Below are 15,064 nucleotides of genomic sequence, written 5' to 3' on the forward strand. Positions count from 1 at the left end.
CCACACCCATACCATGCCGAGCTCAAAGACAACATTTTGGCTATGGTTTCAGCCAATTAGGCTGCCTGCCGTTGAAATTCGCAGACCCGCAGCGCTCGCGTTCCGTTCCCGTTTATGTTTCGCGCCTCCAATGTTCCTTTATTGTTTCTTTACCACTTGCGGAACACAAATAGAACATGATAGTCAGGTTCTTGGTTTGTTTCATACCGGCGATCGGGCCGCACGCAGGGGTACTGCAACTATGTTGACGCGCAAACAGCACGAGCTTCTTCTTTTCATCAACGAACGGATGAAGGAAAGCGGGATACCGCCCTCATTCGACGAGATGAAGGATGCGCTTGATCTTGCGTCCAAATCCGGCATTCACCGGTTGATCACGGCTCTCGAGGAGCGCGGCTTCATCCGACGCCTTCCGAACCGGGCGCGCGCGCTGGAAGTGATCAAGCTGCCTGACAGCTACCAGGCCAATTTGCAGCCGCGTCGCGGGTTTTCGCCGAGCGTGATTGAAGGCGGACAGGGCAAACAGCCCGAACCGGTGCGCCGTGCCGAACCTGCCAATGACGAGCCGTCCCAGGTTGCAGAAGTGCCTATGATGGGCCGAATCGCGGCTGGTGTGCCGATCTCGGCAATCCAGAACATCACCCACAACATCACCGTGCCTGCGGAGATGATCGGCCCCGGCGACCATTACGCGCTTGAGGTCAAAGGTGACTCGATGATCGAGGCCGGCATTTTTGATGGCGATACGGTGGTTATCCGTAACATAACCACTGCCAATCCCGGCGATATCATCGTGGCGCTGGTCGACGACGAAGAAGCGACATTGAAGCGGTTCCGCCGCAAGGGCGCCTCAATCGCGCTCGAAGCCGCCAACCCGGCCTATGAAACCCGGATTTTCGGACCTGACCGGGTCAAGGTTCAGGGCAAGCTTGTCGGCCTGATCCGGCGTTACCACTAGGCCCGTTTGGCCATGGCGGGTGAGATGCTCATCCGGGCAGATCAAAGGCCCGGGTGCGCCAGTCGTAATAACGCTGAACGGTCCATGGCCTGATCGTACCTTGCAGGGCAGCCTCCATATAGAAGCGAGGCCTCTTTGGACGGCGTGGCGGTCGGCTTGGCTGCAGGGCTTGCGCTTGATCCGTTTTGCTGACGGTGATCGCCAGTGCCCCAGACCGGCGCAGGCTTCGGGATGTGATCAGCGTGGCGCCCGAGCGGCAGGTGCCGAGATAGACCGGGATGGACACGACCACCAGGTCAGCCCGGTCACACGCTGCGCCGATCAGCGCCGCCTCATCTATCACCACAATTGCCGCTTGGGCATGGACTGCGGCGCAGACGCCACGGCTCGCGCAATGGAAGTGTGAGGGTTGCTCTGAGGCTGCCGCGAGCAGTTGATCGAGAATGCTGGCTTCCGGTGGAGCATCAGGTTCCGATGCTTCTTTCAGCCCTTGCAGATTTGTTGGAGGGACATGCGGCGCTCCGCGCATGGCGGTCTGCCATTGGCCAAACACAAATGCAGACGGCCGCGCGGCATTGCTTGCAAGGCCTGCCGGGCTGATCAAACCGACAAGATCTCCGGTTTCGCTGACAAGGACATCTGGGCTGCGGCCGGCAAACTGCGGCAGCGCAAGCCCAAGACCCATAGCGATCAGGGCAAGGCCCGCCAGGCGCAGCCAGCTCCGCAGAAACACCAGGAGCACAAACCCTGTTCCGGCAATCAAGGTAACCGGCAACGGGATCTGTCCGACGCTGACATCGCCGCCGAGAGCATGGACATAATTGGCTGCGGCGATGACGCCCTCGAGCCCCTGCCCCATCAGCCTCAATGGCCATGCATCTAGCCCGAATGGCATCATCAACATCGCCAGAAGGCCCGCGGGCATGACAACAAACGTCACCAGCGGCATGGCCAACAAATTTGCCAGCAAACCGCCGCCGGCCACACGGTGAAAATGATGTGCCGAGAAAAGCCCCGTCGCGAGGCCTGCCACGAGCGAAGTGATCGCCAGACCGAGGATACCCTTGGCTGCAAAAACAATGCCGCGTCGCAGAAGCGATCCGAAAGCCCTGGCACCAGCTGTTTCCGATCTGCTACCGGCTCTGCGCGCAATCGCGGCATAGGCGGAAATCAGGGCAGCAGTGGCTGCAAAGGACATCTGGAAGCCCGGGCCGACAACGGCGGATGGCGATATCAGGATAATCACGCTCGCCGCCAGCGCGACATTGCGCATGGTCAGGGCTGGCCGGTCAAACATCACAGCAACCAGCATCACCGTGAGCATCACCCATGCGCGCTGGGTGGAAACGCTGCCGCCGGAAATCATCAGATAGGCGGTGGCGGTCATCATCGCACCGATGGCGGCAAATTTCTTGACCGGCCAGGCCTCGACCACGGCAGGAAAGGCAGCCAGGCTCTTGCGAATACCGATGTAGAGCGTGCCGGCAGCAAGTGCCATGTGCAGGCCCGAGATCGCCAGAATATGCGCCAGTCCGGTGGCGCGCAGGGCGTCAACTGTCGGCTTGCTGATACCGCGCCGGTCGGAGACCGCAAGCGCTGCAGCGATGCCACCGGGGTCGCCAGGCAGCACGTCGCGAATGCGGGCGGATACATTCTCCCTAACACTGCGCAAACCAAGCCTTAGTGACCGGGCAACTTCGGCAGCGGTGATCGGCTGGTTTGCCACCGGATCGACGAACGCCGGTGCGCGGTAAAAAAAGCCTGGCGCGCCAATGCCATCGACAAAGGCGCGAAAGGCAAAATCATAGCCGCCGGGCATGACCGGACCAGACGGCGCTGACAATCGCGCCCGACCCGAAATGAGAGCGCCAACAGGTGCCACGCGGTGGTTGCTGCGGGCAGTGAGACGAACCCGCGCGGGCGGACGCCGGATTTCGGGATCAGCGGTGGCTACAAGCCTGACAAGATAACGAACCCTGCCATCAGGATCGAATTCACGCGCCTCGACAGTTCCTGCAATCGAGGTTGTCACATCCGAATCAAGCAGAATGGCACCATTGTGAACCTCGATGACGGCAGCCAGCGCGCCTGCGAACACCGCAGCGGCGTAACCGGCGCCACGGGCGGCAACGCGGTGATGTTCACGCGCGAAAACGGCGACCAACACCGCGACAACGAAACCCGCGATCACAAACACCATGGAGGGGTCCGTCGGCGCCATGTAGAAAAGCCCGGCGCCTGTCCCCATGGCCACGGGAAGGAACAGGAATGCAAGCCCCTGGTTCTTTTCGGTCGAGACAGCATTCGAAAACGCAGCGCGCAGCCGGGTCATAGGCAAGCTTCCGCCACGCGCAATCGGCGGCATGGTCAAACGCGGCGTTTGCCGAGGTGCGCCCGGCGCAACCCCGCCGTCGCCCGGCTTGAGGGCCGCTTTAACAGCCTCAAGCGCAACGACTGTATCGTGCTCAAACCTCTTGCGTTCTGCCTGCATCATGCACGCTCCGCCTGAAGCCTGCAAAACTACCACCGAACCGGGTGCAACCGCCACCATAAATTGTATTTGCGCGAATGATGGCGCAACCAGCCATTTGTGGTTCGCGCAGCTTGTTCTGTGACGTTTGTCGCGAAATTCCAGTATGTTAACATTCGCTAAAGGCTGTGGTGGCGGGCTTTTGCCTATCGCCCAAGCCGGGCACAATTAGCCATCCGCATAGCTTGGCACAGTGCAGCAAATCATATAGCTAAATCCGTGACGGTCATCCAAGACGTCGGCCGAGCGCCGATCGACTGCATTTGTGGAAGGACATGCCATGGCAGACAAGAACGCAAAAATCATCATGGACGGTAAAGAGGTCGACCTTCCGGTCAAGACCGGAACCATAGGTCCAGACGTCGTCGACATCGGCGCGCTTTACAAGAACACCGGAGCGTTTACCTACGATCCTGGTTTCACATCCACGGCATCCTGCGAATCCAAGATTACCTTTATCGACGGCGACGAAGGCGTGTTGCTGCACCGCGGCTACCCGATCGATCAGCTGGCCGAGCATGGCGACTTCCTCGAAGTCTGCTACCTGCTGCTTTACGGTGAACTGCCGACAGCCACGCAGAAGGTCGACTTCGATTACCGCGTCACCCGCCATACGATGGTGCACGAGCAGATGAGCCGGTTCTTTACCGGTTTCCGCCGTGACGCGCACCCGATGGCCGTCATGTGCGGCTGCGTCGGCGCCTTGTCGGCTTTCTATCACGATTCAACCGACATCACCGATCCGCATCAGCGGATGGTTGCATCGTTGCGCATGATCGCCAAGATGCCGACGATTGCGGCGATGGCCTACAAGTACCATGTTGGCCAGCCCTTCGTGTACCCGAAGAACGACCTTGATTATGCATCCAACTTCCTGCGCATGTGCTTTGCCGTGCCGTGTGAAGAGTATGAGGTCAATCCGGTTCTGGCCCGCGCCATGGACCGCATTTTCATCCTGCATGCCGATCATGAGCAGAACGCATCAACGTCCACCGTGCGTCTTGCCGGTTCGTCAGGGGCAAACCCGTTCGCATGTATCGCAGCAGGCATCGCCTGCCTTTGGGGCCCTGCTCATGGCGGCGCCAACGAAGCGGCGCTGAACATGCTTGCGGAAATCGGCACGGTCGACAAGATCCCTGAATATGTGGCCCGCGCCAAGGACAAGAATGATCCGTTCCGGCTGATGGGCTTTGGTCACCGGGTCTACAAGAACTACGATCCGCGCGCCAAGATCATGCAGAAGACCTGCCATGAAGTCCTCGACGAGCTCGGCATCAAGGACGATCCGCTTCTGGAAGTGGCAATGGAACTCGAGCGCATCGCGCTCACCGATCCCTACTTCATCGAGAAGAAGCTGTATCCGAACATCGACTTCTATTCGGGCATCACGCTCAAGGCGCTCGGCTTCCCGACAACCATGTTCACCGTGCTGTTCGCACTGGCGCGCACCGTCGGCTGGATTGCCCAGTGGAGCGAAATGATCGAGGATCCGGGCCAGCGCATCGGCCGTCCCCGCCAGCTTTATGTTGGCGAAGCCGCACGCGATTACGTGCCGGTGTCGAAGCGCTGAGCGCGACGCAAGTCGGTTACCAGACAAAGAAAAGCGCCTTCGGGCGCTTTTCTTGATTCCCGGGAGTTATGTGCCAGCCGAGTCCGGAACAGTTCGCAAGATTTTGCCGGCGTGAGCTCACTCTGGTTTGAGCTGTAGGCCATACCAGGCTGGGTCACCTCGACGAAGACGGATTTATCGGCGTTTGATCACTGAAAGCAGCGTTCTGGCGGCCATTACGGATGCAGGCACACCAACTTCCATGCGCGACCGGATCAGGTCAAAATCGGCGAGCATGGCTGCGCGGTACAGCGTGTCAGCAGTCAGTTGCTCAGCCTGACGCGCCAATCGCTCCGGGCGAAGCTGGCCATCGTAATTCTCTGAAATGACGACTCGGTCGGCGATCAGGTTGGGCAGTGCGGCCGTCCATGTGACGATGAGGCTCATCATCGACCGGGAGATCGGGTCGAGCTTGTAGCACGACATATGCGGCACACCGGCGAGCGCCAGTTCGAGGAGAACAGTGCCGGAAGCGGCAATGGCGACATCGGCTTCACCGAAGGCCTGCCATTTGGCGGCATCACCTTTCACAATCCGGCATGGAACATCCCAGCCCAGAACCTCGTCCCGGATCTGTCGGTCCACATGGGCACCGGCAGGCAGCACGAAGGTCATCTCGGGATTGATCAGGCAAAGGGCTCTTGCCGCTTCTCCAAAGACAGGTCCGAGCCGCTTGACCTCGCTGCGGCGGGATCCTGGAAGTAACAGGCACATAGGCGGTCGACCATCTGACGGATCCTGCCTGCGGGCCTTCTGAGCCTGATAAGCAGCATTCAGGCCAGCATCTTCCATTAGCCGGTGTCCGACATAGGTCAACGGCGGGCCATTGAGGCTTTTGACAATCTCGGCCTCAAACGGAAATATCGAGAGCACATGGTCGACATATGCCGTCATCGCCGGCGCTCGTTCAGGCTTCCATGCCCAGACGGTCGGGCAAACATAATTGACGATCTTGAGATCCGGCAGAGCCCGGCGGACCTTGCGGGCAACCCGGTGACTGAAATCCGGGCTGTCGATGATCAGCAGGCAGTCAGGTTTGGCAGCAATGATTGCATCGGCGGTCTGGCGGATGCGCATGATCAGTTTGGGCAACCTGGCAATGACGGCGGAAAAACCAATGAGGGACAATTCCGTGAAGTCGAACAGGGAGTGGAGGCCCTCGGCGATAAGCCGCTCTCCGCCGACACCAATCAATTCAGGCTGCTCGCCGGTTTGATCGGCGACCTGCCTCACCAGTTCTGCGCCCAGGATGTCGCCGGAGGGTTCGCCAGCGACAACTGCCAGCTTCAACGCAGGCATTGTTCCACCTCTTCCTGACGCGGCGTGATGCCTGTAACGAACAGGCCCAACCGGTCTGCTTCCGCGACCACGCGGTCGCGCTCAAGCACCAGTGCGCGACCCGCTTCAATGGCTATGCCGGATAGTCCTGCCGCATGTGCATTGATTACGGTATCGGGCCCGATTGACGGCAGGTCGGCGCGTTCATCCTGCCCCGGCTTGCACAGCTTGACCAGCACACCGCCAACAGGTGATGACAGCCGCCTGCTGGCACGCAGGTCAGCCACCCGCGCAAGCATAGCATCTGTGCCTTCCAGTCCTTCAAGGGCAATCACACGCCCACGCACGGAAACCGCTCCCTGCCCCACATCCAGCCTGCCAAGCAGCAATGCAGCCTGTGATGCGGCTTCGATATCCTTCTGATCCACGGCACTCGGGCTGACATGACCGAGCGCCCCGACCTGGCCCAGGAGATCCGGTGCGACCTGCTGGGCAGCCAACACCTGCACGCCCTCGTTTTCCAGGACCTTGATGGCAAATCTGAGCATCTTGTCATCACCCGCCGTAGCGAAGACGCGAAACGATGCGGCAAATGCAACGAGAGAGCGCCAGGTAGGACGGAGATCAGCCAGATCGGGCCGCCGAGCGATACCTCCGGCAAGCACAACTGAACCAATGGCTTCACGGCGCACGGTCGCGGCGAAGGTCGACAGATCGGCGACGCTGATGCGGCTGCTGTCGAAACCGGACCAGTCCTGATCGGCTTCCGCCTTGATCTGAAAAATATAGGGATCGTGTCCCAGTTTTCGCGCCGCCTGGGCAACCAGCAGCGGAAACAGGCCCTTTCCTGCAAGGATGGCTAGGCGCCCGTTGATGTGCGGCACGTCTGGGGACGCATTCACCGGCTTCAGCCCCGTTGACCCCGGGCGGGTGAAGACAGCGCGCGTTCGCTGTCGGCATCAATGAAGGCAATGATATCGGCGACGGCGGCATTCATGTCGGCCTGTTCGCGGACGCGGGCGATATTTTCGCGAATTGGCGTGGTCGGATTGAAGATCGCCTTGAACGCACGACGGACCGCGTGAATGTCTGCCTTCTCAAAGCCCGAGCGCTGCATGCCGATGATGTTGAGACCCATCAGAATGCCGGGATTGCCGTTGAGCATGCCGTAGGGGATCACGTCATTGCTGACAGCCGCCAGGCCGCCAATAAAGGCGTGGTGGCCAATGCGGGCAAACTGGTGAACCGCAGCCCCACCGCCCATAATGACGCGATCACCGATGGTGACGTGTCCCGCAAGCATGACATTGTTTGACAGGATGACATTGCTTCCGACATGGCAATCATGCGCAACATGCGAATAGGCCAGAAACATGGAATTGTCGCCAACCGTGGTCTTGCCGCCAGCATCAGGCATGCCGGGATGCATGGTCACACCTTCACGGATCGTGCAGGACCGACCGATGACGAGTTCTGTGTCCTCGCCCTTGTAGTGAACGTTTTGCGGGGCACAGCCAAGAACGGCATTTGGGAAAACAACGGACCCATCGCCGATACTGGTGCACCCCTGAATGACGACATGGCTCATCAGCTGCACATTGTCTCCAAGTGTGACCGTGGGACCAACATGGCAAAAAGGGCCAATCTCGACATTCATACCGATCCGAGCGCCGTCTTCGACGACGGCCATGGGGTGAATGCGAGCCGGGTGCAGGGCAGCGGGCGCAGGCGTTGTCATCAGGACTCGCTTTCTCCGGGAGCCAGCATGGCTCCGATATCCGCCTCGGCGGCTTTGGCGCCGGCAACCAGGGCTTCGCAATGGAAGCGCCAAATGTTGCCGCGCTGTTTGATCTTGGTGACATGATACTCAAGCCGATCGCCGGGAACGACCGGCTTGCGGAACTTGGCATTATCAATGGTCATGAAATAGACGAGGTTATTGCCGCCGCCAGTTGCCTTGGCGCATATCGCGCCGGCAGTCTGGGCCATTCCTTCAATGATGAGGACACCCGGCATGATCGGATTGCCGGGAAAATGACCGGTAAAGTGAGGTTCGCTGGCCGTGACGTTCTTGATGCCGATAGCCGAGTTGTCACCGTCTATGGCTTCGATCCGGTCAACGAGAAGAAACGGATAACGATGCGGAAGGAGCTTCATGATCTCGCGGATATCCGCAGATTCCAGTGTTTTCGTCACAGTTTCCGTCATGTGTCGTCTCCGCCTTTTTTCCTGTCTTTCTTGCCAAAGGCGCGCTCGTTGGCTGCAACCGCATCACGGAGAAACCCACGCATCGGGCGTGCCGGCTGCCCCCCCCACAAAGCACCTGCGGGAACGTCCCCGGCAACACCGCTGAGCGCGGTCAGCTGTGCACCGTCGCCTATGGTCACATGGCCTGTGATACCAGACGCCCCGCCAATCATGACCCGATCGCCAATGGTCGCGCTGCCGGCTATACCAACCTGGGAGACAATGACACAATATCTGCCTATGCGGACATTGTGGGCAATCTGCACCAAATTGTCGATTTTTGTGCCCTCGCCGATGACCGTATCGTCCAACGCACCGCGGTCAATGGTCGTATTTGCGCCAATTTCAACGTGATCCTGAATGATCACACGGCCAATCTGCGGGATCTTTTCCAGACCACGAGGGCCGGGTGCATAACCGAAACCGTCCTGGCCAATGCGCACTCCAGGGTGGATGATGACATCATTGCCGATCAGCGCATGCTGGACTGTCGCACCATGGCCGACATGGCAATCGCGGCCGATCCGGGTTCCCGCGCCAATGGCAGCCCCTGCTCCGATGACCGAGCCGGCGCCGATCTCTGCGTCTCGACCAATGATCGCACCGGCTTCAACAACGACCCCATCTTCCAGCAGTGCTGACGGATCGACGAATGCCGTTTCCGCGACACCATCTCCGCTGGTCAATCGCAGGGGCCTGACGGCGGACGGCACCAATGCGGCCACGGCACGCGCGAATGCAGTCTGCGGCGCTTTCACGATCAGAGACGCGACACCGGAGGGCACGTGTTCGGCAAGGTTGGCCGTTACAAATACAGCCGCAGCCCGAGACTTGCCCAGATCCGGCAAGGCCTTACGGGAATTGGCGAAGGTGACTTGCCCTTCGCCGGCGCGCGACAAAGGTGCAACGCCTGTCACCAAGCGACCGGACAAAGACGGGTCGGCAAGTTCCGCTCCGCAGAGACCGGACAGGTCCGAAAGCGACATGCCTTCATGCGGAGGGAAAAAGCGATGATTGTCCATAAAGAGACCAGATGGAGAGACCGGGCGGCGTTGCCGCCACCCGTGCCAAATCAGAAGCGCGTCGAGGCGCCAAAGCCGAATTTCTTGATCTTGTCGTAGCTCTTCTTGACGACCGGCTCGGCGTAGTAGACGCGAAGCGGACCGAAAGGCGAAGCCCACATGATACCGGCGCCAACAGACGTGCGCAGATCCATACTGGATCCACCCAGGGTCTGGGTGCCGAAATCAGCTGCGCTGATGTCGTTGCCATAGAGCGTGGCGGCATCGGCAAATACGTTGAACCGAAGGCCGAAATCGCGGGATATTGCCGGCAGTGGCGCCGAGAGTTCAACCGTACCGTTGAAGTATGTGGTACCGCCGGCTGCACCCACTTCGGTAGCGCCGTTGAACACACGCGGGCCGATACCTCTGGTGTCGAAACCGCGGATGGTTTCCTCACCAAGGAACAGATGGTCAAACACGCGAAGATTGTTGCCACCCGTCGAAACGACGTTTCCGCCGCCGACAGTGACCTGAGCGATCAGATCGGCCGATTCAGACAACATGCCGAAATAGCTGGCCTTGGCAGTGGTCTTTACGTAATTCGAATCGAAGCCAAGTCCCGCATATTCCTGCGTGAACCTTGCTGAAATGCCCTCACGCGGCAGAACATTGTCGTCAAGCGTGCTGTAGGACAACGTGTAGGACAGCGCGCCTATATCGTGGCTGCCGCTGGCGATTGCCCGGTTGATGGCATTACGTTCCGGATTCGAGGTAACGGTGGTAATGCCGCTATACTTGGTCTGGGTGTATTTAAACGCTGTGGTCAAATACAGGTTCTCGGTAATCGGTGCACCAAGGCGCAGGTTGATGCCCTGAACCGCCTCTTCAAAACCTGTGTAGCTCGCGTCAGTCTTCTTGAAGACATCAAATCCGGCTGCCAGGCGATAACCCAGGAAATACGGCTCGGTAAAGGACAGCGAGTATTCGCGCGTATCGACACCGCCGCCCACGGATGCCCGGATGAACTGGCCGCGACCGAGGAAGTTGCGCTCGGTGATATCAACAGTGGCGGTAAAGCCGTCGGTGTTGGAATAGCCACCACCAATACCGAATTCACCGGTTGACTGATCCTTCACATCGACGATCAGAACCACACGGTCAGGCTGCGAGCCAGGCTGGGTGGAGATCTCAACGGAGGAGAAGAACTTCAGCTCTTCGAGACGCTTCTTGGCACGACGCACGAGAACCTGATTGAAGGCATCGCCTTCAGCAAGATCGAACTCGCGACGGATCACGTAGTCGCGGGTACGCGTATTGCCGCGGATTTCAATACGTTCGACATAGGCACGCGTGCCCTCGTCGACCAGGTAGACCACGGAAATGGTGCGATTGTTGTAATCACGATCGCCGCGCGGCGTGATCTGCGCGAATGGATAGCCCTGCGTCGCCACACGATCGGAGATCGACATGATGGTGTCTTCGACGTCCTTGGCGCTGTAAACCGATCCGCTGCGGGTCTCGATCAATCCCTTGAGGGAATCAGAATCGATACCAGGCACAGTGCTTTCGACGCTGACATCGCCAAACACGTAGCGCTCGCCTTCTTCCACCGTGATGGTCACAACATATTCGTTGCTGGTTTCATCAAGCTCGGCGAAGGACGAAATCACCCGAAAGTCGGCGTAACCGCGGTTGTAGTAGAAACGGCGCAGCAGTTCTTCGTCAGCGCGCAGCTTGTCCTCGTCGTAGACGTCCTTGCGGCTCAGGAACGACAGCAGGCCGGACTTCTTGGTAGTAATGACATCGGACAAACGTCCGTCGCCAAAAGCCTGGTTGCCGACAAAGTTGATCGACGAAATCTTGGTGCGGTCGCCTTCGTTGATTTCGAAAGCGATATTGACGCGACCGCCGTCAACAGGAACCAGACGAGTGGTGATTGTCGCATCACTGCGGCCAATCGCCGAATAGGCATCACGGATCGCCTGAACGTCGGCCTGGAGGATCAGATCATTGTAGGCACCAAGCTGGCGGCTTTGAACGACATTCTTGAGAGCCGTATCCTTGAGCTTCTTGTTACCGTTGAAGACCACCTGATTGATGATCTGGTTCTCTGCGACGGTGACGATCAGGGTCGAGCCGGAGACACTGATCTGCACATCGGAAAACAGGCCAGTCGCAAACAACCGCTTCACCGATTCATCGATGTCATTGTTGTTGAAGCTCGCGCCAGGTGAAATCGTGAGGTTACCGCGCACGGTTGATGCATCAACGCGGGAATTGCCCCGCACGTCGACGCGATTGATGACCGCAGCCTCTGCTACCGCAACTCCCGCAAGCGTTACAACGCCTGCGCCTGTCACAACGATCCCCGCCGTCAGCGCAACTGCTGACACTGCGTTCAAAAGGTTTGAACCGGCCTTCATTGATCTTATTACCTTTTTTTTACTCGGATGCCCCAAACGGCGACACACATCGTGAGTCATGACTGGTGCCCGTTTTACCCGCTTTTGCCATACAAGCAAGGGACGGAGTTAATTTCTGTTTACTTCCTTTGCAGACGTGGCGATTTAGCCACTTCTACCCATTATCAAGGTAAACAAACCGTTAGCACAGCCAGCCCCTCAATTTCAACCGATCAACATGGATACGTCGTTCCATGTTGAAAACAGCATCAGCGCCAGAACGACCGTCAGACCGAAGCGGTAGGCCCACTCCTGGGCAACCTCGCCGGGCGGGCGCCCACGGATGGCCTCGATGGCGTAGAAAACCAGATGCCCGCCATCCAGCATCGGAATCGGCATCAGGTTGAGCAAGCCGATGGAGACCGAGAGCACTGCAGCGAGCTGGATCAGCGCACCGATGCCCAGCGTCGACATGTCCTTGGAATATTTGGCTACACGGATCGGGCCACCAAGCTGATCAGCCTTTTCCCGGCCGGTCACGATATTGCCAATGTAATCGAAGGTTCGCGTAACGATGTACCAACTCTGGGCAACGCCTTCGCCGACAGCTTCCAAAGGTCCGTATTCACGGACACGGAAATTGCCTGAATCATTGTTGGTGACAACGCCGATGCGGCCAACTTCCATCTTGTTGCCAAAATTGTCGGAGATCTCGGTCCGCGCAGGCGTCAACGTCACGTCGACCATCTTGCCCTGACGGTCCATGGTGACCGCAATAGGCACTTCCGGACGGACGCTGACATAGCGTTGCACATCATCAAAGATCTCAACCTCAACCCCGTCAATGGCGACAAAGCGGTCGCCTGGCAAAATGCCGGCAGCTTCGGCGGCACTTGCCGGCTGCACCTCGGCAACAACCGGGTCACCGATAACCCGTCCATTGAGGCCAAACATCACCGAGAAGATCGCGATCGCAAGAATGAAATTGGCCACCGGTCCCGCAACAACCGTTGCCGCACGGCGCCAGAGGGCTGCTCCGGGGAAGGATGCTGCCCGGTCGGTCTCGTTCAATGCGTCACCGCCGGCGCCTGTGGGAAGGCTGGTGGCGTTCTCGTCGCCGAGGAACTTGACGTATCCACCCAGCGGCACCAGCGACAGCTTCCACCGGGTTCCGTGCTTGTCCGTCCGACCAATCAGTTCCGGACCAAAACCGACCGAAAAGACCTCAGCCTTGATGCCGCACCACCGCCCGACGAGATAGTGCCCCAGTTCGTGGAAGAAGACCACGATGGTGAGCACCAACAGAAACGGTGGCAACGCGCTAAGGATGCTTCCAGCCGAAGAGGTCAGAAATTCCATATGGTCGGATCCTTTCGTGACGCAGATATGCAGGCGTCCATTTGGTTCAGAGCGTTCAAAGTCGCCCGTCCGGACGACTTATAAACCGAGCAACCTTGCCGCAAGCTCGTCAGCGACACCTGCGTGGTCAGCAAGCGGCAGGATATTGCCCAGCAAGAAGGCTGCAAATGCGGCAAAGACAAGACCATCGACACGGTCCATCACCCCACCATGCCCCGGTATCAGGTGGCTGGAATCCTTGGCGCCAAAGCGACGCTTGACCCAGGATTCGAACAGATCGCCAATTTCGGATGCAACAGAGAGCAGCAATGCGACCAGAGGGATCATCAGTCCGCCGCCCTGGCGAATGATCAGCGCCACTCCGACGCCTGCCCCAACACCTGCAGCCGCGCCGAAAATCGCGCCCGACCAAGTCTTGCCGGGTGATATTCTTGGAGCCAGTTTGGGCCCACCGAGGGCTCGCCCGCAAAAGTAGGCGAGAATGTCCGTGGACCAGACAATGGCAAACAGAAACAGCATGGCAAACAGGCCGAAATGCCCCTCGCCGCGAATTTCAGCAAGCGCAAGACCCGAAAAGCCCGCATAGAGCACCGCCGTGGCAGACCAAAGTCCGCCGCCGCGGGTCACGCCGGCAAGGACCGCACCGCCGCAACCTATAAAGATCGCGGCCAAGGCCATTGAAGGCAGTGACGTGAGGACAAAAACACCAGTCGCGAGGACCGACATCCAGCCAATAGCGTTGGCAAGTGGCGCCTTGGCAGCCGCATTGGTTATCGTGGAAAACTCATAATGCATCAGCACCATGATCAGGACAGCCAGGCTTCTGAACCAGATACCGCCGGCCCAAGTGGTGGCCAGAACCAGAATGCCAAGGATTACCCCGGAAACGATCCGTAACCTCAGCTCCCGCGACATCAGGAGCCGACCGCGAGATCGGGCGCTGACACAGCCCCAAAACGACGGTCGCGGCGGCCGAACTCGTTCAGCGCGTCGTGAAACGCTGCACGATCAAAATCAGGCCACAGGCACGGCATGAAAACAAATTCCGAATAAGCGGCCTGCCACAACAGGAAATTGGACAGCCGCTGCTCGCCACTTGTACGGATCACCAGGTCCGGATCGGGGATGCCGGCGGTGTCGATGTGGGCCGACACGGTCTCTTCGCTGATGGATCCCGCATCGATGTCGCCAGACTGAACGGCTTCTGCGATCTGACGCACTGCGCGGACAAGCTCGTCGCGGGCGCCGTAGTTGAAGGCGATAACCAGGGTAATGCCGGTATTGCCGCGGGTCCGGTCTTCGGCCTCATTGAGAAGCGCGCGAATGTCAGGCTGGATCTTGTGGCGACAGCCAATCACCTTGATGCAGACATTTTCGCGATGCAATTCGGCCAGATCCCGACGGATGAAAAACCGCAGAAGCCCCATCAGGTCGGAGACTTCCTGTTCGGGCCGGTTCCAGTTTTCAGAGGAAAAGGCAAAAAGCGTCAGATAATCGATTTCGGCCTCTGCGGCCGTGCGTACAGCCTCGCGAACCCGCTCGACACCTGCACGATGGCCGGCAGTCCGCGGCAGGCCCCGTGCTTTTGCCCAACGTCCATTGCCATCCATGATGATGGCAACATGCCGCGGCATGATGATGGGAGCTTCGGATCGCATTGTTCTGGCCATTTCCCGA

12 protein-coding genes are annotated in these 15,064 nt (G+C 59.0%); 2 read left to right on the forward strand and 10 right to left on the reverse strand.

Features of this window, described 5'->3' with window-relative positions:
- Window positions 1-241: 241 nt before the first annotated feature.
- On the forward strand, window positions 242-958 hold the full coding sequence (lexA, locus tag WNZ14_RS15110) for a transcriptional repressor LexA (protein ID WP_342869468.1): 717 nt from the start codon (window positions 242-244) through the stop codon (window positions 956-958).
- A 28-nt stretch (window positions 959-986) separates the two neighbouring features.
- Here lexA and WNZ14_RS15115 read toward each other — a convergent pair whose 3' ends face one another.
- The gene (locus tag WNZ14_RS15115; protein WP_342869469.1) at window positions 987-3,452 is read right to left on the reverse strand and encodes a ComEC/Rec2 family competence protein; all 2,466 of its coding nucleotides are present in this window, start codon (window positions 3,450-3,452) and stop codon (window positions 987-989) included.
- 316 nt (window positions 3,453-3,768) lie between these two features.
- On the opposite strand from WNZ14_RS15115, the gene gltA reads away from it, so the two are divergent.
- Window positions 3,769-5,058, forward strand: coding sequence for a citrate synthase (gene gltA / locus WNZ14_RS15120; RefSeq protein ID WP_342869470.1), 1,290 nt, complete (start codon window positions 3,769-3,771; stop codon window positions 5,056-5,058).
- Between the two features lie 174 nt (window positions 5,059-5,232).
- On the opposite strand, the gene lpxB is transcribed toward gltA, so the two are convergent.
- From lpxB to WNZ14_RS15165, 9 genes are all read right to left on the reverse strand, one after another.
- Window positions 5,233-6,396, reverse strand: coding sequence for a lipid-A-disaccharide synthase (gene lpxB, locus WNZ14_RS15125; RefSeq protein WP_342869471.1), 1,164 nt, complete (start codon window positions 6,394-6,396; stop codon window positions 5,233-5,235).
- Window positions 6,384-7,277, reverse strand: a complete 894-nt coding sequence (gene lpxI / locus WNZ14_RS15130; protein WP_342869472.1) for a UDP-2,3-diacylglucosamine diphosphatase LpxI — start codon at window positions 7,275-7,277, stop codon at window positions 6,384-6,386. The genes lpxB and lpxI overlap by 13 nt, the downstream gene beginning before the upstream one ends.
- Window positions 7,278-7,282: 5 nt before the next feature.
- Window positions 7,283-8,113: an acyl-ACP--UDP-N-acetylglucosamine O-acyltransferase gene (lpxA, locus tag WNZ14_RS15135; protein ID WP_342869473.1), complete on the reverse strand. Its 831-nt coding sequence runs from the start codon at window positions 8,111-8,113 to the stop codon at window positions 7,283-7,285.
- On the reverse strand, window positions 8,113-8,583 hold the full coding sequence (gene fabZ / locus WNZ14_RS15140) for a 3-hydroxyacyl-ACP dehydratase FabZ (protein WP_342869474.1): 471 nt from the start codon (window positions 8,581-8,583) through the stop codon (window positions 8,113-8,115). The genes lpxA and fabZ overlap by 1 nt, the downstream gene beginning before the upstream one ends.
- Window positions 8,580-9,644 (reverse strand): UDP-3-O-(3-hydroxymyristoyl)glucosamine N-acyltransferase, encoded by a 1,065-nt coding sequence (lpxD, locus tag WNZ14_RS15145; protein ID WP_342869475.1) that lies wholly within the window; start codon window positions 9,642-9,644, stop codon window positions 8,580-8,582. The genes fabZ and lpxD overlap by 4 nt, the downstream gene beginning before the upstream one ends.
- A 50-nt stretch (window positions 9,645-9,694) precedes the next feature.
- Window positions 9,695-12,049 carry an outer membrane protein assembly factor BamA gene (gene bamA, locus WNZ14_RS15150; protein ID WP_342869476.1) on the reverse strand — a complete coding sequence of 785 codons (2,355 nt, stop codon included), beginning with the start codon at window positions 12,047-12,049 and terminating at the stop codon, window positions 9,695-9,697.
- A gap of 204 nt (window positions 12,050-12,253) precedes the next feature.
- Complete coding sequence (gene rseP / locus WNZ14_RS15155; protein WP_342869477.1) at window positions 12,254-13,387, reverse strand: RIP metalloprotease RseP; 1,134 nt, start codon at window positions 13,385-13,387, stop codon at window positions 12,254-12,256.
- A 78-nt stretch (window positions 13,388-13,465) separates the two neighbouring features.
- Complete coding sequence (locus WNZ14_RS15160) at window positions 13,466-14,302, reverse strand: phosphatidate cytidylyltransferase (RefSeq protein WP_342869478.1); 837 nt, start codon at window positions 14,300-14,302, stop codon at window positions 13,466-13,468.
- Window positions 14,302-15,045: an isoprenyl transferase gene (locus WNZ14_RS15165; RefSeq protein WP_342870244.1), complete on the reverse strand. Its 744-nt coding sequence runs from the start codon at window positions 15,043-15,045 to the stop codon at window positions 14,302-14,304. Before WNZ14_RS15165 ends, WNZ14_RS15160 begins: the two co-directional genes overlap by 1 nt.
- Window positions 15,046-15,064 lie beyond the last annotated feature (19 nt).

The sequence above is a fragment of the Hoeflea sp. AS60 genome, from assembly GCF_038900115.1.
Lineage (GTDB): Bacteria > Pseudomonadota > Alphaproteobacteria > Rhizobiales > Rhizobiaceae > Hoeflea.